The organism is Nocardia sp. NBC_01499 (assembly GCF_045040275.1).
Classification (GTDB): Bacteria; Actinomycetota; Actinomycetes; order Mycobacteriales; family Mycobacteriaceae; genus Nocardia.
The window spans coordinates 10,051,724-10,070,064 of the sequence record NZ_CP109426.1 but is presented as its reverse complement, the minus strand read 5'-3'; the positions used below and the strand labels follow the sequence as shown (position 1 = coordinate 10,070,064).

Here is an 18,341-nt window from a genome sequence, read left to right as displayed (position 1 = left end):
CACAGGACATCCTGATCTTGCTTGGAACGGCACGCCCCGGCGAATCCGACCGGGCAGGCGAATCGTAGGGGCCGTGCCGACACGGGGATCGAGACAGAGCGCGGCAGAGTCGAAGGAGCGAATGGATCGTGCGTCCGAAGAGGGCACTGACGTGGGTTTCCCTGGCCGCGACGGTGGTGCTGGCCGCGGCGAGCTGCGGTTCGTCGTCGGACACCGGTTCTTCGGACACCGGCGCGCCGCCGCAAAAGCCGGGCACGCTGCTCTCCCACCGACCACTGACCAACGGCGGCCCGATGATCTCGGCAGCCGCCGCCTCGGCGACCTACATCCGATACGTCTCGACCGCACCGGATAAATCGCCCATCGAGGTCTCCGGCGCGGTGTATCTGCCGAAGGGCGCGGCACCGGAGGGCGGCTGGCCGTTGGTCGCCTACGGGCACGGCACCTCCGGCGTCGTCAACGACTGCGCACCGACCAGCTCTCCCTCGCTGTACGGCAACGACACCACCGTCACGGAATTGCTCAACAACCACAAAGCCGTGGTGATGACCAACTACCAGGGGCTCGACGGCCCCGGCTCGGCACCGTATCTGCAAGCCGAGTCCTCGGGTTACGACGTGCTCGACTCCGTCCGGGCCGTGCGACAGCTCGAGCTGCCGGTGACCAAGGACGTTGTGCTCGTCGGGCTCTCCCAGGGCGGGCGTGCCACGGAGTCGGCCGCCGAAACGGCCAAGGACTACGCACCGGAGCTGAAGATCCTCGGCGATGTGCTGCTCTCGCCCGCGCTGCGCAGCGAACTCGCCGAGGCCGCCGCGACGAACACCTTGACCGTCGGTCAGTACCTGCTGCTGCCCTACCTCGTTGCCGCGGTGCGCTACGACCATCCCGACTACTCCTACGACAAGCTCCTGCACGGCCCGCTGCTCTCGGCGGCGCCGCGGCTCGAGGGACTCTGCACCGGCCAGACAACGCTGAGAGATCTGGCCATCGGCCAAACGGCAACACCGGCCGCCGCCCAGTTCGTCGACGACGCCGCGCACAGCGCGCTGGCCGACTACGAGTCCGGCGGCAATCTCCCCAAGGTCGCCACCGACATCCCCACCTTCATCTCTCGCGGCGACAGCGACGACCTCGTCAACACCGCGTGGGGAAACCAGGCCGTCGCGGACATGTGCGGCCTCGGCGTCAACCTGGTCGACCATGTGCTGCCCGGCGGCCACGAGGCCTGGCGCGCCCGCGGCGATCTGGTCACCGCGTGGATCACCGACCGCTTCACGGGTGCCCCCGTCCCGCCGACCACCTGCCGCCGTTGACCGCGCGCCTGAAAACCGGTGCGGCCCTTCTGTTCCTGACGATCACGTACTACCTCGCCGAGCTGATCGTCGGTAACCGCTGGCACGACGCCAACCCTTACAGCTGGTCCGCCAACATGATCAGCGACCTCGGCGTCCCCGAATGTTTCGGCGATATGGCCCAATACGGCGCCAGCACGCCCCGCTACATCTGTTCGCCGTGGCACGCATGGATGTCCGCCGAGTTCGTGCTGCTTGGCGTCCTCGTCCTCGCCGCAGCGCTATTACTCACCCCGCTACTGCCCAAAACCCTTGCCGGACGGTCGATTCCCTACCTCGCCCTGGTCAACTGCCTCGGCATAGTCCTCGTCGGCACCTTCCCCGGCAGCGCGGGCGAGGTGCCGGGCGGCAACCACCTGCGCGCCGTCCTGCACCCCACCGGCGCCTACCTGGAACTACTGTCCGGCCTGGCGATCATGATCATCATCGCCCGCGTCTACCGCACCCATCGCGCTTACACGGCGGTCACTGTCGTACTCATCATCGTCACCGTCGTCGGCATGATCACCAGCCTCGCCCCAGACCACCTCGGCCTGGGCGCAGGCACCGCCGAACGCCTCGCGATCGACCCGTTCGTCGTCTGGCGAATCCTCACCGGCATCGTCGTTTTCGTTGCCCTGCCACGGCTCTACCGCCCGGCCGGCTGAGGCCGATCTCGATCAGCTCAGGGTGGTGGTGAGGGGTGCGGAGTCGCGCTTGGTGGCTTGGCGGGCGGCTATGCGGTCGCGGCGCTCTTCGAACTTGAGGATGTCGCGTTCGTACTTGGCGAGGTAATCCGCGAGTTTGTCGCGGGTCTGCTCGCCGGCGGCGGTGAAGTCGTCGCGCTCGAAGATCTTCCAGATGCGCAGCACCGGCATCACCACGTCTTCGAGGTGCTGGCGCATGTCGTAGATGCCGTGCTTGGCCATCAGGACGCCGTAGCGGCGGAAGTTCGGGTTCTCCGCGCCGGGCATCTGGAAGTTCATCAGGGTGAGCGCGATCGCCTCGATCGCCTGGTCGGGGACCAGGTCGAGGGCGGCGCCGCACATGTTGCGGTAGAAGATCATGTGCAGGTTCTCGTCGGCGGCGATGCGCTGCAGCATCTTGTCGGCGATCGGGTCGTCGCACACCCGGCCGGTGTTGCGGTGGCTGAGGCGGGTGGCGAGTTCCTGGAAGGTCACGTAGGCAACGCCGAGCAGGAATCCGGTGTCGGGAACATCGATCGGATCGACGTTGCCGTACTTGGCGACGGCCAGCGGGTCGAAGCCGGTGGTCATCGCGATCATTCTGGCGTTTTCCAGTTCGACCGGGTCGACGCCGCGGGTGACGACCAGGTAGTCACGCAGCACGATGCCGTGCCGGTTCTCCTCGGCGGTCCAGCGACCGACCCAGGTGCCCCAGGCGCCGTCCTGGGAGAAGTTCTCCGCGATCACCCGGTGGTAGGAGGGCAGGTTGTCCTCGGTGAGCAGGTTGGTGATCATCGCGGCCTTGGCGACGTCGGATAGCCGCGACTGGCTGGGGTCCCAGTCGACGCCGCCCATCGCGGCGAAGTTGCGGCCCTCGTCCCACGGCACGTAATCGTGCGGGTGCCAGGCCTTCGCCATCGACAGGTGTCGATTGACATTCGCTTCCGCGACCGGCTCGAGCTCGGTGAGCAGCTCGAGCTGGGTCAGAAGTCTCCCCATTTGCGTTACCCCTCAGACATTTTGGCTCAGCATGCGCTGGACCGGAAGACGGCCACCAGCGCGACAACCTCCGCGAGCCTACGGATCCGTAGGTGGCAATTCAACCGGCCAACCTGGTGCCCCCGGAACTGGTGGCAGTGCCGATCAAGGCGGTGTCGTTGGTTGCTGCGCGGAAGCGCGGGTGGTCGAGAATGTCGTGCAGGAACTCGGCGGTCGTGGCAATCCCCTTGCCGCGGACGTGGGTTTCGGCGAGAGCACGGCGCATGCTGGCGATAGCTGCGGGACGGTCCGGCGCCCAGACGATGATCTTGGCGAGCAGGGAATCGTAGTGCGTCAGCGTGAGCGTTGCTCCATCGGTCGCGGAACGAATCGGGTGCAGTCGGCGGGTAGCCGCGCACCCGCGGTGCGTAGCTGAGCGATTCGGGTCAGATACGCGGCGCCGAGCATCATCTGGTCGGCGATATCGGCGACGTGGCGGTTACTCAGCGCGGCCAGGTAGGTCCCGGCGACCCAGTTGTTGAACCCACCCATCGCGGGCCCGCACCACACCTGGTAGTCGGCGACACGGTCGGCTTCACCGCGGATACTCCACCCGGACGACAGGCCCAGGTACCACCGAAACACCAGGGCCATCTTGCGTTTCGGGTCCTCGGCCGCGCCGACCAACTGTGCCGGGTCGCGTTCGGTGAAGTAGCTGACGCAGTCCTGCCACACGGTGTCCATGGGCCGCCGGAACAGCGTGGCCGCGAGGTCACGGCGCGATTCGGCTGGGATGTCGTCGATTCCGGCGTAGGCGCGGTAGGTGTCGTACAGCCGTTGCGCGCGGGCGGCGAACATGGTGCCCCGGCGCAACACCTGTACTTGCACACCTAGTTCGAACATGTCCGAGGACGGCGCCATCGTGCAGTCGGCGAAATCCGCTTGGGCCAGTAGCTGTTTGGTGGTGTCGCACTGGGCGGCCTCGCGGGTGGCCTGGTTGATCGAGCCGGTCACCACGTAGGCGGCGCCGAGCGCGAACGCCGCCGCGGCCGCGGCGGGTGTGCCGATACCGCCCGCGGCACCGATCCGTACCGCCGCCGCGGCCGGCAGGGTGCTGCGATCGCGCGCGGCGATCAACTCGGGCAGCAGCACCAGCAGTGGCCTGCGGTCGGTGTGCCCGCCGGAGTCGGCCTCGGCGGTGATGTCGTCGGCCATCGGCACCTGCTCGGCCAGGCGTGCCTGCTCGGCCGTCACGTCGCCCGACACGACCAGCTGACGCAGCAGATTCGCCGGTGCGGGACGCAGGAACGGTTCGGCCACCTCGACGCGAGAAACCTTGGCGATCAGCCGGTTCCGCACTTCGAGTTGCCCGTGCCGATCAATGCCGAGTCCCGCGACCCGGTAGCGGACGACCTCGGCGGTGAGGCCCATGAATGCCGACGCCTCCACACAGCGCACCTCGTGCCGCAGGCAGGAATCGACAATCGCCCGTTCCAGGGCAGGTTCGGCGGGACTGTGGATCAGGTTGCAGGCGAACGGCTTTCCCCGCAACGTGGCACTCAGTTCGGCCAGTGCCGCGTCCACCACGGCAGGTGTGACGCCCGCGGCACCGTACGAGGCGAGATAGCCGGCCCGCGCCATCGCCGAAACCAATGCCGGGGACGCGATCCCATTGGCCATCGCCCCCGCCGCATATGCGGCGCGCACGCCATGGGTGGCGTGGAACTGCTTGTCGCCGAGCAGTTCCGGAGGCAGCGGCGCGACCGCGGTGAGGACCTCCGACCGAGCGGCGATCCCCTCGTCCGAGGTAGCACCCACCTGGCCGTCGTGACGCACGATCCAGCACGGTCGCCGCACATCGAGCAGTAGTGCGCTGATCTCGTCGGCCGTCTGCGCGACAACGCTCATCCGGGACGTGGTCATGAGCCGTCCTTCCGCTCGCCGAGTTCGACCGCGAGGTCGCTGAGTTCGTAGATGCGCAAGCCCGGTTTCCAGAGCGAGCCGTCCACGATGACGGTGACGCCGTGCGGTCCGCGCCGGACCTCCTTGATGTGCGCCTCCAGTTCCACCGTGCCGTCGGTGGGCAGGAACTGGCCGCGGTAGCGCCAGCTGAAGGCGATGTCGGCGGGGATGCGGAAGACCGGATCGCTGAGCGAGTCGGCGAATCCGGCGTCCAGGATCCACTCCTGCACCGCGTGGATGACCGATTCCACGCCCAGCGAGCCCGGTATCACCGGATCGAGGTGGAAGTGGCGGTCGAAGTACCAGTCCGACGCGTCGATCGCGCGCAGCGAATGCAGATAGCCCGCTTGGTATTTCCCGCCGCCGTCGACCACGTCGATGTGGTCGATGAGGGCCAGGGTCCGGCGCGCGCACAGCCCAGCGTGCGGGTCGGCGCGGCGAGCGGCGACGTCGATGGTCCGAATCGGTGCGCCCGCATGCTCATCCAGCCAGGTCGGTGCCGCCTTTCCGGCGTCGAGGCCGGTCTGGTTCGCCAGCGCCTCGTCGCTGAAGTAGCCGAACATGGTCTCGCCGGAGTAGAACGGTTCGCCGTCCACGCTCAGCGTGTAGTCGAACGTCTGCAGCGACGAGCCGGGCAGGATCGTGGTCGACAGCAGCCGGGACGACTGCTCGATCGTCTTGTCGCGCAGGTCGAGCTGCCGCAGTATTGTCGCGGTGCCGCCGAGGTTACGCAGGCTGAGCGTCACGCCCGGCTGGGTGAGCGTCGGCCCGGCGTAGTAGCCCATCAGCAGCGCGGCCTGCAGCGAGGTTTCCATGTAGACGAAGTGCGGCATGGACTCGTTGGCGGTGTCGCCGTAGTACCAGGAGTCAGCGGGTGAGTCGTATTCGCTGGTGTAGGCAGCGCCGTCCAATCGGCCTCGTGCGCCGTCGAATTCGATGACTCGGTCGACGAGCAGCAGGCCGCCGGTGGGCAGGCGGGTCGCCCGCACTCCGGTGTATTCGGCGAATTCCGGTCCCATGGCGATGCTTTGATCCCCACGGGAGAGGTGCGTCATGTGGAATTCGTTGAGCAACAGGCCCGGAGCGGCTTCGCCCGGTCCCACTCCGGCGCCGACGGGCTCGACGACGGTAACGGTGACCCGCAACTCCCCTTGTGCACCAGCGATACTCGCCGTCGCGGTGACGTGCGGCCGTAGTACCAGGTCGATGTCGGTGACAACGAGGTCCATGGTTCCGGCGGCAATGCCCTCGACCGCACCGCTCACCTGCGCCGCGGTCAACGTGCTTCCCGACAGGCACAGCTGCATGCCGGTGAACAGCGCGAACACCTCCGCCGCCTGCACCGCCGCCGCGCGTGGGTCGCCGTCGAAATGCGCGACCACGCGGCCTTTCCCGGTGCCGCCACGCAACTCGATCGTCACAACCTCGGTGAGTACCAGCGGCCCGGAGGCGGCGAGCCGCGCCACCGATGCGACGCCGGAGCGCTGATACCCGGCCCCGAACACGCTGACGACGTCACCCTCGGTGAGTCGAACCAGGGCAGCGTGGTCCAGACTGCCGCACCGAGTACGAGCCAGCGCCTTGAATGCCGATTCCGCTGCGGCGACCACCGGCTCGGCGGCCGTGACACCGGCGGAACCGGTGCCGTTCGAGAGCCCGTCGCGGCCTGCTCGCTGACCACGGGCGGCGATGGCGCGACCGTCGACGGAGACACCGCCGGTCGCGGCGGCGGCGGGATCGGTGCTCGCCACGCGGGCGGAGGTCGCCGCGCGCAGCGTCCGCTGCCAGGCCGCCCGCTGCAACGCCACCTGAGCGGTCAGCGCCGAACGATGCGCGGCGACGACGCCAGAGCGAATCTCGCTGAGCAGCTTGGCATCTCGTGACCCGCCGCCGACCACCGCGGCAGCGATCTGCCCCGCCATCGGGCTGCCCTCGGCGCCAGTACCACCGTTGTCGAACCTCAGCGCCACGGTGTCACCGCTCGGCCGTTCGCTTCGCGACGAGGCGGTCGCATGCTCCCGACCACTTGTTGTCGCCGCGTCTGTGTGCTCTGCCGGTGTCGCAGCAGGCACCACCGGGGACCCAGCCACCGGATTGAACGGAATTCCATCGAACTCGATGACCGTCATGCCATCCACCGCCGCACCGAGGTCTGGAACTTCTCTGTCAGGTCCGGTGTCGTCACCACGGTGACGTCCGAGAATCGTTGCAGCACTGTGCCGTCCGCCGTGGTCGCGGTGGCGTCGATGCGGGCATCGACGCGCCCTGTTCGCGGGTTGTCCACGGTGAGCAGGAAGGTCTCGTCCGTGGGCAGTGGCCGATAGTAGTCCACCCGGCCGACTCCGAGGGGCAGGCAGGCGCCGCCGAGCAGGCGGTAGCCGAGAACCGGTGGGCCCTGCAGGATCAGGTCGGCGAGGACCGGGTCGTGCAGGCGGCCCGCGTAGGCGCCGTTCGCCACTCGTGTTGCCGGGAGCGAGCATTCGAAGACGATGGCGTCATCGGAGGCCGCCCGCACCAAGCGCAGGCCTTGCAGGGCCGGGGCGTGGAACTGGATGGCGTCGCGGTAGATATCGGCGTCGCTGGCCGATCCGCTCGGAATCAGCTTGCTCGGCGCCTCGTCCGCTTCGGTGGCCATCAGCAGAGTTGCCCGGAAGTGCGCGACATTGCCGCCGCGGATGTTCGCCTCGACCAGGGTCCGGCCGTCGGCGGTCGCACCGGGGATCAGCTCGAGTTCCAGTTCGTCCACCGGACGATCGAACACGATGCCCTTGAGCACCTGGAAGTCCCTGGCGCCGACCACGGTTCGGCCGACCAGGCCGCGCTCGGCGAGGTTGATCATCGCGCCGAGGCCGAAAGTGGCTGGCAGCACGACATGTTCGCCGATGCGGTGGGCCTGGATGATCGGCTCATCCACCAGGCTGGTGATGACCCTGCGTGCGGCAACAGCACTCGGATCGACCGCGACGCCGCCGGACAGCCCGTTCGCGGGGCCGATGAGGACGACGGTGTCCTCGCGATGGTCCACCGTGAACTGCTCGGTGAACGCCGCCGCCCCGACCTCGGGGTCGAGCAGCGCGATACCGCGGGACAGGAAGTGACCGCGCAGCGCGGGTGTCACCATGCCGCCGTCCCAGGCGCCCCAGTCGATCGCGGTGACGTGGCAGTCGGGATGATGCCGCCGCCAGCTCACCGCGAACCGGGACAGTGCCTCGTTCGCGGCCGCGTAATCCGCCTGTCCCGCATTGCCGAACAGGCCCGCGACCGAGGTGAACAGCACCAGATGCCGCAGTTCACCGAGCGCGGCGAGCACGGTGGCCAGTCCGGAGATCTTCGGATCCAGCACGCGACCGATGGACTCGGCAGTCTTGTCCGTGATCATCGAGTCCGCCAGCACCCCTGCCCCGTGCACGACACCGGTAATGGCGTCCCGCCACGGTGCGAGCGCGGAACTCACCGCAGCATCGTCGGTGGCGTCCACCGCGAGATACTCGGCCCGCGAACCCAATTCGGTCAGCGTGGCACGGATCTCCCTGGCGGCCAGTACCCCGGCACATGCGCGCTCGATTTCTCGGGGCTTCGCTCCCGTGCCCGCCAACGCGCGAACGGCAGCGGGTTTGAGGTCCGCATCGGAAACGCCTGTTGCCCAGTCGGGTTCAGGAGTCAGCTCGGATCGCCCGAGCAGAACGAACCGTGCTGCACTGCGTTCGGCCAAGGCTTTGACACACGTCGCCGTGACCCCACGCGCGCCGCCGGTGACCAGCAGAACATCCGCCGCTGTCAGCAGACTCGGCCGCTGCTCGACGCCGGGACGCACGATGGTGACGGAACTGGCAGACGCGTATCCACTCGGCACCAGCGTCCGCCGCTGGCCCGCCGCGTCGATTCCGACTTCCAGGGTGTCCCGTGCCGCGTCGAACAACTCGGCCGTGACGAGGTCGGCCAGCCGTTCCGGCGCGACGCCCGGCGCGATGTCCAGCGCCCGGCAGAACAGTGCCGATTGTTCGGCCGCAAGGGTTTTCATGACACCGCCGACGCCGCCGAGCAGCGCATGTACCGGATCCGCCGTACCTGTGAAGCCGAGGTGACCGTCGAGGCGGGTGATCGTGACGAAGCTGGCCCTGTCGTCTGTCTTCTGCAACAGCGGCACCGCCTGACCGGCGGCCAGAATGGTCTCGCCGATCCACCGCTGTGCCGACGCCCAATCCGGCGAACCGCCATCAAGGACGACGACACACACGTCGACGGATGCGAGCGCTGTCAAACCTGCCGCACCGCTGATGCGGTGAACTGTCCAACCGAGCGCGCCGAGCGCGGATTCGATTGCCGCACAGTCCGGCTCGGCCGCTCCGCTGAGGTCGAGGAGCGCGACATCGGCATCCGCGCGATAGGGCGCGACGGCCCGGTCCAGCGCCGGCAGGGTGATCAGTTCGACGGCGTGCCGCGGCGTTTCGGCCGCGGCCTCAGCTTTTGGGTGGACATCACCGCCCACCGACGTGGCGAGCTCGTCCACGATCTGATCCAGGGTGCGCAGCGTGCCCAACTGTTCCGGGCCGAGGCTCGGTAAGTCCGGAAACCGTTCCTGCAGTGCACCGATGACCTGCACCCGCTTGATCGAGTCGACACCGAGATCGGCCTCCAGATCCATGGACGGATCCACCATCTCCACCGGGTAACCGGTCTTCTCCGCGACCACCTCTTGCAGCGCGCGTCGCAGGATGTCACCGGTAGGTGCGCCCGCTTCAGCCGGGACGGCAACACTGGACGGGACCGTTCCATTCGGAGCTAAATCTACCCCGTTCAGACTGCTGGAGGCCCCATTCGGCTCAGCCTCCCCGAGCAGGCTGGCGATCTGATCGAGCGTACGCAAGGTGCCGAGCTGCTCCGGGCCGAGGTTCGGCAGGTGCGGGAAGCGTTCCTGCAGCGCACCGATCACCTGGACCCGCTTGATCGAGTCGACACCGAGATCGGCCTCCAGATCCATCGACGGATCAACCATCTCCACCGGGTAACCGGTCTTCTCCGCCACCACCTCTTGCAGCGCCCGCCGCAGCGCGTCGGCCGATACCTGGTCGTCGGCCACCGGTGCGTGCGAGCCGTTCCCGTTCGTCCGCACCTCGGCAATGACCGGTGCCGCAACAGTTTCCACGGGGGCCACCGGCTGACGATCGTCGACGACCGGCGCGGTGGTCAGCGGCCGACGCTCGGGCGCCGGCTCGAGCGCGGGCTGTCGTGCGGACTCCACCCGACGAGCGACCGGAGCCGCCGCCCGGGCCGCGGGCGCGAAACCACTTTCCAGCTCGGCCAGCTGCGCGAGCACATCACTTGCCCGCGAATGGCTTTCGCTGATCGCGACACCGTGATCCTTGACGGCCTCGATCGCCCGCACCATCGCGTCATCGAGCGACCCGGCACCGAGGACACCCGCGAGCCCGCGGGCCATATCCAGCTGTCCGTCGAGGAATTGGCGGTGTGTCTGCAGGTGCTGCGCGAGCGCGCTGTCCAGCGCATCCGCTCCTGGGTCGTAGGACTGCTTGGGTTGATACACGGTGGTCTCCGTTGCTTCGGTGAAAGGTGGGGCCACGGCCGCTATTTCGGGCTGGTGATCGACCACGGTGTCGACAGGCACTGACACGGGTGCCGCCAGGCTCACGCGGTATCCGTCGTCGAGCGCGGCGGCATAGGACGTGCGCCGACTCTCGGGCACGTATTCGGGTGCCGACATCGTCACGGTCATCGCGCGACTCGGCTTGTGCCGCACCGAGACCGGGGCGGCATGCCGGTTGATGTCACGCAGGCCGAAGCCGAGCACGGCCAGCCGGACGGCGGCCCGCGCCAGTGCGAGATCGCTGTTACCGATCGGACCCGAATCGGTGGGGATGGCGACGACGTCGTCGCCGAGGGTGCGCCGCACCAGCGAGGTCAGCACCTGCTTGGGACCGAACTCCACGAACACCGTGCAGCCCGCCGCGCGCATCGCCGTCACTGCCGACGCGAATTCGACCGGCTTGCTGAGCTGTTCGGTGAGCAGATCCCGGTTGGCCGCGACATCACTGCCGTAGTGCGCGTCCGGCGTGTTCGCGTAGACGGGTGCGTCCGGCTCGCCGATCGATACTGTCGCGGTAGCTTGCGCGAACGCCGACACCGCGTGCGCGACATACGGCGTATGGAAGGCACCGGACACCGGCAGCGCCCGGGTGGCAACGCCGCGCTCGGCACTGCGCGCGACCACCGCGGCGACGCCATCGGTCCCGCCGCCGATGACGACCTGATCGGGCGCGTTGTGGTTGCAGATCCACACGTCGTCGATGCCGTCGAGCAGTTCCTCGGCGGTCTCCCTGGCGGCACCGAGCGACACCATGGTGCCCGCTTCGACACCGTCCTCCGGCGTCATCGCCACACCGCGCGCCCTGGCCAGTGCGAAGAACTCCTCGGTGCCGATGGCACCGGAAGCCCACAGCGCGGTCAGTTCACCGAAGCTGTGCCCGAGGTAGCCGTCGGCGCGGAAGCCGTACCCGGTCAGCGTCTTGAACTGTCCCGCCGCCAGCGCGCCGATCGCGGGCTGCGCGAATTCGGTGCGGCGCAAAGCGGCTTCCTGCTGCCGCGCGGTCTCCTCATCGAAGGCGGGCGGCGGAAAGACCACCGACGACACCCGTACCGGCGCATCGGTGAACGCGATGTTGGCCGCGTCGAAGGCCGCGCCGACCGTCGGATTGTTCAGTGCCGCATCGAGTCCCATGTCGACGTACTGGCTGCCCTGCCCGGCGAACAACGCGCCGACCTTGCGGTCCGGCAGCGCGGCGGCCCGGAAGTACACGCCTTCGGGGTGATCCCACACCGCTGCGTCCGGCCTGCGCACCAGCTCATCGACGGCGAGAGTCCGCAGGTGCTCGGTATTCTCGTCGTCCACCGACACGAATCCGATGCGCGCGTGGCCTTCTGGGATGTCGCCACCGTCCACCGGATCGGCACTGCGTACCGCGTCGACCAGTGCGGCGACATCGGGTGCGTGCCACAGGTGTGCCCGCGCGGTCCGATGCAGCACCGGCTCGTGGCGGGACGAATCGGCCTCTTCCAGGACCACGTGAAAGTTGGTGCCGCCGAACCCGAATGCCGACGCCGCGGCCCGGCGAATCGGACGCTGCGGATCACGGATCCACGGCCGGGTGCGCGTATTCACGTAGTACGGCGCATCGTCGGGGGCTATTTCCGCGTTGGGCGCCGACACATTGATGGTGCCGGGCAACACCTTCTGATGCAGTGCGAACGCGAGCTTCATCAGGCTCGCCGTGCCCGCGGCACCCTTGGTGTGCCCGATCTGCGATTTAACGCTGCCCAGCGCGGCGAACTTCGGCTCCGAAGTCGCGTCCGACAGCAGCCCTTTCAGCGCGGTCAGCTCGGTCTTGTCCCCCACCGGTGTGCCGGTGGCGTGCGCCTCGATCAGCGCGACATCGGCGGGCGAGCACTCCGCGTCGGCGTAGGCGCGATCAAGCGCGACCCGCTGCCCGCTGGCCCGCGGCGCGTAGATGCTCTTGGCCCGCCCGTCACTGGACGAGCCGAGGCCGCGGATGACGGCGTAGATCCGATTGCCATCGCGCCGTGCGTCTTCCAGCCTGCGCAACGCGAGCATCGTGATGCCCTCGCCGAGCAGGGTGCCGTTGGCGTCGGCGGCGAACGGACTGATCTGCCCGCTCGACGACAGCGCGCCGACCTTGCTGAAACACATATAGATGAAGATGGTGTTCTCGGTATCGACGCCACCGGTGATCATCATGTCGGCCCGGCCGTCCTGCAGCTCGGCGATCGCCGTCCGCAGTGCGGCCAGCGACGCCGCGCACGCCGCGTCGACGGTGCAGTTGATGCCGCCGAGACCCAACCGGTTCGCCACCCGGCCCGCGGTGATGTTGGCGAGCAGGCCGGGGAACGAATTCGCCTCCCACGGCGCGAACGCGGCGACGAACTTGTCCGCGATCGCGTCCGCGTCGGTATCGGAGAGCCCGACCGAGCGCGCCGCTTCCTTCAGCACCGGCGTCGACAGCCGCGCGGCCAGCGGATGCATCAGCGGCACCGGCCCGGTGGTGCCGAGCACCACGCCGGTGCGGCCGGGGTCGTACCAGGTGGCATCCACCGCACCGGCGTCGATGAGCAGATCGCGGGCAACGCCGAGGCTCAGCGTCTGCATGGTGCTCGTCACCTCGAGCTGGTTCGGCGGCAGCCCGAATTCCAGCGGGTCGAACTCGATATCAGGCAGGAACGCGCCGCGACGCGAGTACGTCTTGTCCGGTGCGTCCTGATCGGCGTCGAAGTAGTCGTCGAGGCTCCATCGCGACGCCGGCACCTCGGTGGTGCAGTCGACGCCGTCGACGATGTTCTGCCAGTACTCACGATGGTTGTGCGCGTTGGGCAGCAGCCCGGACATCCCGACAATGGCGATCGGGTTGCGCGCCAGGCGTCTGTCGTCTGTCACGAAAGTTCCTCTCGAACCGGATGGAGAAAGATCAGGCGGCGACGGTGGTCGCGGTGCGCGACGCGATGAGCTCGGCCGCGCCCGCGGCGAACATGTGATGGCCGAGCGAGCTCGGGTGCAGGCCGTCGGCGGTCCACACCTCGGGCAGCGCCCAGTCCGGCTCGGTGGCGATATCGAGCAGCAGCGTGCCGGTGTCGGCGGTGACCTCGGTGAGTACCGCGTTGGCGAAGTCGAAGCGTTCCCGCAGCAGCGCACGGAAACTGTCCGGCACCGGGAGCCGCGCGGGGATATCCGGGTAGCTCGCGGCGAACACCGTTGCGCCACTGGCTCGTAACGTCTCGAAGACGGTGGTCAGGTTGCGTTCGAAACGCGCGGCGTCGAAGTCGCTGACAAGATCGTTCACCCCGACGACGACACCGAAGAGTCCGGCGCGAGCCGAAACCGCCCTGCGCAACTGCTGTTCCACCACGACCGTCGTGGTCGCGCCGTGCACGCCGAAGTTACGTACCGCGGCGGGCCGCAGGCCGAGCTGGCCACCGAGTCGCGGCACCCAGCCGCGGTAGCCGCCCCCGGCCGCGGCGTCGCCGCGGCCCTCGACAAAGCTGTCCCCCAATGCCGTCAGGCCCGGGACACTCATGCGGAGACCCCAGCCTTGGTGACATGCCGTGCCGCCGCCGGGAAGTCGACCTTCTCGTACAGGTCGGCCAGCTCCTGCTCACCGAAGTACTTGTCCGGGGAGTAGATTCCGGCGATCAGGCCGAAGAAGCCCTTCGTGTACTCCGCGTCATAGCTGGTGGCCCGGAACACCGAGTCGTAGTACGGCGTCAGCGACAGTTCCGAAATGCTCTGCGTCAGTTCATAAGTGCTCGCGCTCTGCAGGTCGCGCTCGCGCTGGTACTCGGCGAGTACCTCGCCCATCGGCCGCACGCCGGACAGGCCCTCGTGCACCAGATCCGACAGCAGCTGCGCGTACTTGAAGGCGTCGGTGATGCCCCAGCCGGTGAACGGATCCTTGTGGTAGCCAGCGTCACCGACGAGCGCCCAGCCGGGGCCGAAGGAGCGGCGGCGGTAGTTGTCCGGGTACAGCATCGGCCGGAACTGCTCGACCCGCTTGCCCGTATCCCGCAGGCGCGCACCGAGTTCCGGGTCGATCTGGGAGACGATCTCCTGCACACCGGCGTCGGGGTCGGTGCGGAACTCGCGGAAGCGATCCCGCTTGCGCATCACCGCGACCAGCTGCAGACCGTCATTGGTCGGCCACGCCGCGAACTGCTGCTCACCGAAACCGGTGCGGTGCTGCATGCCCCAGTCGAGGCCGTCGTAGTAGGAGTAGTAGATGAAGCACGCCGCCGGGGACCCCTCGTACACCTCGGCACCGACCGCCTTGGCGACCGTCGAGTTCGCGCCGTCCGCGCCGATCACCAGCGCGGCGCGGAACTCCTGCTCGGCGCCGTCGCCGACCTGACCCCGGATACCGACAACCTGGTCGCCGTCGAAAACCAGCTCGGTGACGGTGAATCCGTTGATCACCTCGACACCGGCGTTACCCGCCGCGTCGACCAGGATCTTGTCCAGCACGGTGCGGCGCGGGCAGTACACGGCGTCGATGCCGTCGGCCGACACATCGGCGAAGCCCTTGATGACGATGTCGGTGTAGGAGAAGTTCAGGTGGCGGATCGCCGGGGCGCCCGAGGCGACGACCTGGTCGAGCAGTCCCCACGACTGCAGCAGGCCTAGCCCGGCCTGGTGGATGTAGTGGGTCGAGGGGGTGTCGCTTGGAAAGGTGGCGCGGTCCACCGCGAGGACACGGTAGCCCTTCCTGGCGAGCAGCATGGCCAGCGGAGAACCCGCGACCCGAGTTCCGACAACGATGACGTCGTACATGTTCGCATCACTTTCCGGTAGTCGAATACTGAATTGAGTCTGTGGCCGTCACGGGGTGCGAACCACCGGGGGCAGCCGTAATTCATCGGGCGATTGGCGTGGCCTATCTACGCAGTCCGGGCCGGACCGAGTAGCGGGCAGACAGCGGTCTATAGCGCGGGCTGGCGGGCCCGATAGAGATCGTCGATATCCGCCGCATATGCCGTCGCGATGGCGGCCCTTCGCAATTTCCGGGACGAGGTCAACAATCCGTCCTCGACGGTGAAATCACCGGCGACGATTCGGAATGCGCGAATCGACTCTGGCCTGGAGACAAGCGAATTCGCGTCGTCGACCGCGGCCTGGATGGCGGCCGTCAGATCATCGTCGGGGGCGCCGTCACGCCAGCGCCGCACCTGAATCGGATCCAGGGTCACCAGCGCGGTGACGAAGTCGCGTCCGTCCCCGACGACCATGCAGTTGCTCACCAGCGGATGCAGCCGCACCCGGTCTTCCAGGGGCGCCGGCGCGACGTTCTTGCCGCCGGAGGTCACCAGGATTTCCTTCTTGCGGCCGGTGATGCGCAGGTAGCCGTCGGCGTCGAGTTCACCGATATCGCCGGTGCGCAACCAACCTTCGGCGTCGACGACGGATTGATCGGCGGCGGCGCCCCAGTAGCCGGGCGAAACGTGCGGGCCGCCGACGAGCACCTCGCCGTCGATGTCCGCGATCGCCACCGATGTACCGGGGATCGGTCTGCCCACGGTGCCAAGACGATTCGTCTCCGGCGCGCTGACCGTCACCGCGGTCGCGGCCTCGGTGAGCCCGTAACAGTTCAGCAGCACCACGCCGAACCCGGCGAAGAAGCCCGTCGTCGAATCATCAAGGGACGCACCGCCGGAGATGACATAGCGCAGCCGACCGCCGAGCGCGGCCGCCACCGGATGCGCCGAAGGTTCCGGACTACCCTGCGCGCCAAGCAGTTCCAGCCCGCGCGCCACCGCATCCTGCTCCTCGGTGCCGGACAGCATGGTGCGGCAGTACTTGCGAATCTTCTCCAGCCCGAACGGAATCAGCGCGAGGAAGGTCGGGCGCAGCATCGGCAACACCGGCACCAGATCGGGAATGCCGGGCAGCAGATGGGTGCGGCTGCCGCCCGCCAGGCACGCGAACAGGATGGTCTGGCCGAACACGTGCGACAGCGGCAGGGCGAGCACGGTCGTCCCGTCGAACATCGCGCCGCACTGGCGCACCGTGTTAACCGAGGAGACGAACATGTTGCGGTGAGTGATCAAGCAGCCCTTGGAAACTCCGGTGGTGCCGCTGGTGTAGACGATCATGGCCACGTCCTCGGCGCGTACCGCCGCGACGCGGTCGGTGATGGCGGGGTCGACCTCGCCGCCCGCCCAGGTGGCGAGCTGGGCGAACGTCCACACCTCCCCCGCGCCCGCCGCCGTCAGGCGCTCGGCATCCGCCTCGTCCTCAGCGGCGAAATACGCACTGCCGCTGTCGCTCAGGATGTGCTCGATCTGCGAGTGCGATGAGGTCGGATATACCGGAACCACCACCGCGCCGAGGGCGAGCAGCGCGCAATCCAGCAGCGCCCATTCCAGACTGGTGCGGCCGAGGATCGCGACCCGATCCCCCGCCGCGACCCCGCGCGCCGCCAGCGCCGAGGCGAGTGCCATGGCCTGGCGGTCGACGTCGGCACAGGTGAGTTGCGTTCCGTCCGCACCGCACAGCGAAAGCCGTTGCGGGTGTCGCGCGGCCGCCCCGGAAATCACCGAGTACAAACTCGCGTCGTCCGGGAGATCGATTCCATTCTCGGTGCTTGACACCGCGGTGACAGAAACTAGGTTCACAGTGTCGAATTCTGGTCGCCGACACCGAATTACGGTCCGTTCGATATCGCGGTTCCTACCGCGCGAATGTCATGGCCTATCGAAGGGACTAGGCCGACACCGCGCGGGCAATATCGATGCGTGCCGGCTCAGGCGATTCAACGCACTCCAGGAAAAGCGATACCGCCGGATTCGTCTCGTCCGCACGCCACACCGCGTACAAATCCAAAGTCGGCACCGGATCGAGCAATTTGACCGCCACCGAACTACTGCCCGGCGCACCCATACCCATCGAAATCGCGCGCGGCAGCGAGGCGAAACCCACCAGCGGCCGCACCGAAACCATGTGCGCGGTCGCGCCGGGATCGTCCGCGGTCTGCGCGACCGACAGCGTGATCCTGGTATCGGCCGCCGCGCGGAAGATCGAGTCGTACATGGCCGGACACTGTTCGCGGGCGAACAGCACACACTCCTGGCCCTCCAATTCGGCGAACGGCACGCCGGGCCGGTCGGCCCACCTGTGCCGCCTGCCGACCACCGCCACCAGCGGAACCCGGTGCAGCAGACGCCGATACCGGAAATCGGTGGTGCTCGGATGGCCGTACACCAGTGCAAGGTCGAGCGAGCCGTCGGAGAGCGCGGTGAGCTGTGGCCCGGTGCGTTTCTCCCACAGCGACACCACGATGTCTGGGTGCTGCTCGGTCATCTTGGTCAGGGCGTCCGGCAGCACATGTCTGCTGGCCGGAAGGTTGTAACCGATGTTGAGGGCGCCCGCCCGCCCCTCCGCGGTCGCCTTGGCGACCTGGGCGGCCCGGTCCATCTGAGCGACGATGATCCGGGCTTGACTCTCGAATTCCCGTCCCGCCGGGGTCAATTTGACCTCGTGCGAGTTGCGTGCGACCAGTTGCACGCCTAGCGACTTCTCCAGCTTCTGTAGCTGGGCACTGAGACTGGGCTGCGTGAGATGCAAGCGCTGCGCTGCGCGGCCGAAATGCAGCTCTTCGGCAATTGTGATGAATGAAACCAGATGTCGGAACTCCATGCCGCCGGCTCCTTTTCCGCGTACCCCGAAAGGTAGGCCGCGTCGGGTAACCCCGGATGAACCGCGATCGCACGGATGTTGCCGGGACCGTTGCGGGCGGGTGAACTCGCCCTGGTCCAGCGGCGGAGTGTGCTAAGTCGATTGCCGTGACCATCCAGCATCCCCGATCGGACC

At 68.0% G+C, this 18,341-nt stretch carries 11 protein-coding genes; 2 read left to right on the top strand and 9 right to left on the bottom strand.

Annotated features, from left to right (window positions below; all coding sequences use genetic code 11):
* Positions 1 to 128: 128 nt before the first annotated feature.
* On the top strand, positions 129 to 1,313 hold the full coding sequence (locus tag OG203_RS45260) for a lipase family protein (RefSeq protein WP_405163361.1): 1,185 nt from the start codon (positions 129 to 131) through the stop codon (positions 1,311 to 1,313).
* Positions 1,310 to 1,999: a DUF998 domain-containing protein gene (locus OG203_RS45255; protein ID WP_405163360.1), complete on the top strand. Its 690-nt coding sequence runs from the start codon at positions 1,310 to 1,312 to the stop codon at positions 1,997 to 1,999. Before OG203_RS45260 ends, OG203_RS45255 begins: the two co-directional genes overlap by 4 nt.
* A gap of 12 nt (positions 2,000 to 2,011) precedes the next feature.
* Here OG203_RS45255 and OG203_RS45250 read toward each other — a convergent pair whose 3' ends face one another.
* The 9 genes from OG203_RS45250 to OG203_RS45210 form a co-directional block, all read right to left on the bottom strand.
* Positions 2,012 to 3,016 (bottom strand): acyl-ACP desaturase, encoded by a 1,005-nt coding sequence (locus OG203_RS45250; protein ID WP_405163359.1) that lies wholly within the window; start codon positions 3,014 to 3,016, stop codon positions 2,012 to 2,014.
* A 100-nt stretch (positions 3,017 to 3,116) separates the two neighbouring features.
* Positions 3,117 to 3,353, bottom strand: coding sequence for a hypothetical protein (locus OG203_RS45245; protein ID WP_405168197.1), 237 nt, complete (start codon positions 3,351 to 3,353; stop codon positions 3,117 to 3,119).
* Positions 3,350 to 4,918 carry a PfaD family polyunsaturated fatty acid/polyketide biosynthesis protein gene (locus OG203_RS45240; RefSeq protein ID WP_405163358.1) on the bottom strand — a complete coding sequence of 523 codons (1,569 nt, stop codon included), beginning with the start codon at positions 4,916 to 4,918 and terminating at the stop codon, positions 3,350 to 3,352. The genes OG203_RS45245 and OG203_RS45240 overlap by 4 nt, the downstream gene beginning before the upstream one ends.
* Positions 4,915 to 7,086 carry a beta-ketoacyl synthase gene (locus OG203_RS45235; protein ID WP_405163357.1) on the bottom strand — a complete coding sequence of 724 codons (2,172 nt, stop codon included), beginning with the start codon at positions 7,084 to 7,086 and terminating at the stop codon, positions 4,915 to 4,917. The genes OG203_RS45240 and OG203_RS45235 overlap by 4 nt, the downstream gene beginning before the upstream one ends.
* Positions 7,083 to 13,421, bottom strand: coding sequence for an SDR family NAD(P)-dependent oxidoreductase (locus OG203_RS45230; RefSeq protein ID WP_405163356.1), 6,339 nt, complete (start codon positions 13,419 to 13,421; stop codon positions 7,083 to 7,085). Before OG203_RS45230 ends, OG203_RS45235 begins: the two co-directional genes overlap by 4 nt.
* Before the next feature lie 31 nt (positions 13,422 to 13,452).
* Positions 13,453 to 14,058, bottom strand: coding sequence for an SGNH/GDSL hydrolase family protein (locus OG203_RS45225; protein WP_405163355.1), 606 nt, complete (start codon positions 14,056 to 14,058; stop codon positions 13,453 to 13,455).
* A complete protein-coding gene (locus tag OG203_RS45220) occupies positions 14,055 to 15,305 on the bottom strand; it encodes an NAD(P)/FAD-dependent oxidoreductase (RefSeq protein ID WP_405163354.1) in 1,251 nt (416 codons plus the stop codon). The genes OG203_RS45225 and OG203_RS45220 overlap by 4 nt, the downstream gene beginning before the upstream one ends.
* A 149-nt stretch (positions 15,306 to 15,454) precedes the next feature.
* On the bottom strand, positions 15,455 to 17,122 hold the full coding sequence (locus tag OG203_RS45215) for an AMP-dependent synthetase/ligase (protein WP_405163353.1): 1,668 nt from the start codon (positions 17,120 to 17,122) through the stop codon (positions 15,455 to 15,457).
* Positions 17,123 to 17,234: 112 nt separating this feature from the next.
* Positions 17,235 to 18,167 carry a LysR family transcriptional regulator gene (locus tag OG203_RS45210; RefSeq protein ID WP_405163352.1) on the bottom strand — a complete coding sequence of 311 codons (933 nt, stop codon included), beginning with the start codon at positions 18,165 to 18,167 and terminating at the stop codon, positions 17,235 to 17,237.
* Between the last annotated feature and the right edge of the window lie 174 nt (positions 18,168 to 18,341).

What these genes read in the sequence shown, in the direction of transcription:
- OG203_RS45250 (WP_405163359.1), bottom strand. Translation starts at nt 3,016, where the DNA reads ATGGGGAGACTTCTGACCCAGCTCGAGCTGCTCACCGAGCTCGAGCCG.
- OG203_RS45240 (WP_405163358.1), bottom strand. Translation starts at nt 4,918, where the DNA reads ATGACCACGTCCCGGATGAGCGTTGTCGCGCAGACGGCCGACGAGATC.
- OG203_RS45235 (WP_405163357.1), bottom strand. Translation starts at nt 7,086, where the DNA reads ATGACGGTCATCGAGTTCGATGGAATTCCGTTCAATCCGGTGGCTGGG.
- OG203_RS45225 (WP_405163355.1), bottom strand. Translation starts at nt 14,058, where the DNA reads ATGAGTGTCCCGGGCCTGACGGCATTGGGGGACAGCTTTGTCGAGGGC.
- OG203_RS45220 (WP_405163354.1), bottom strand. Translation starts at nt 15,305, where the DNA reads ATGTACGACGTCATCGTTGTCGGAACTCGGGTCGCGGGTTCTCCGCTG.
- OG203_RS45210 (WP_405163352.1), bottom strand. Translation starts at nt 18,167, where the DNA reads ATGGAGTTCCGACATCTGGTTTCATTCATCACAATTGCCGAAGAGCTG.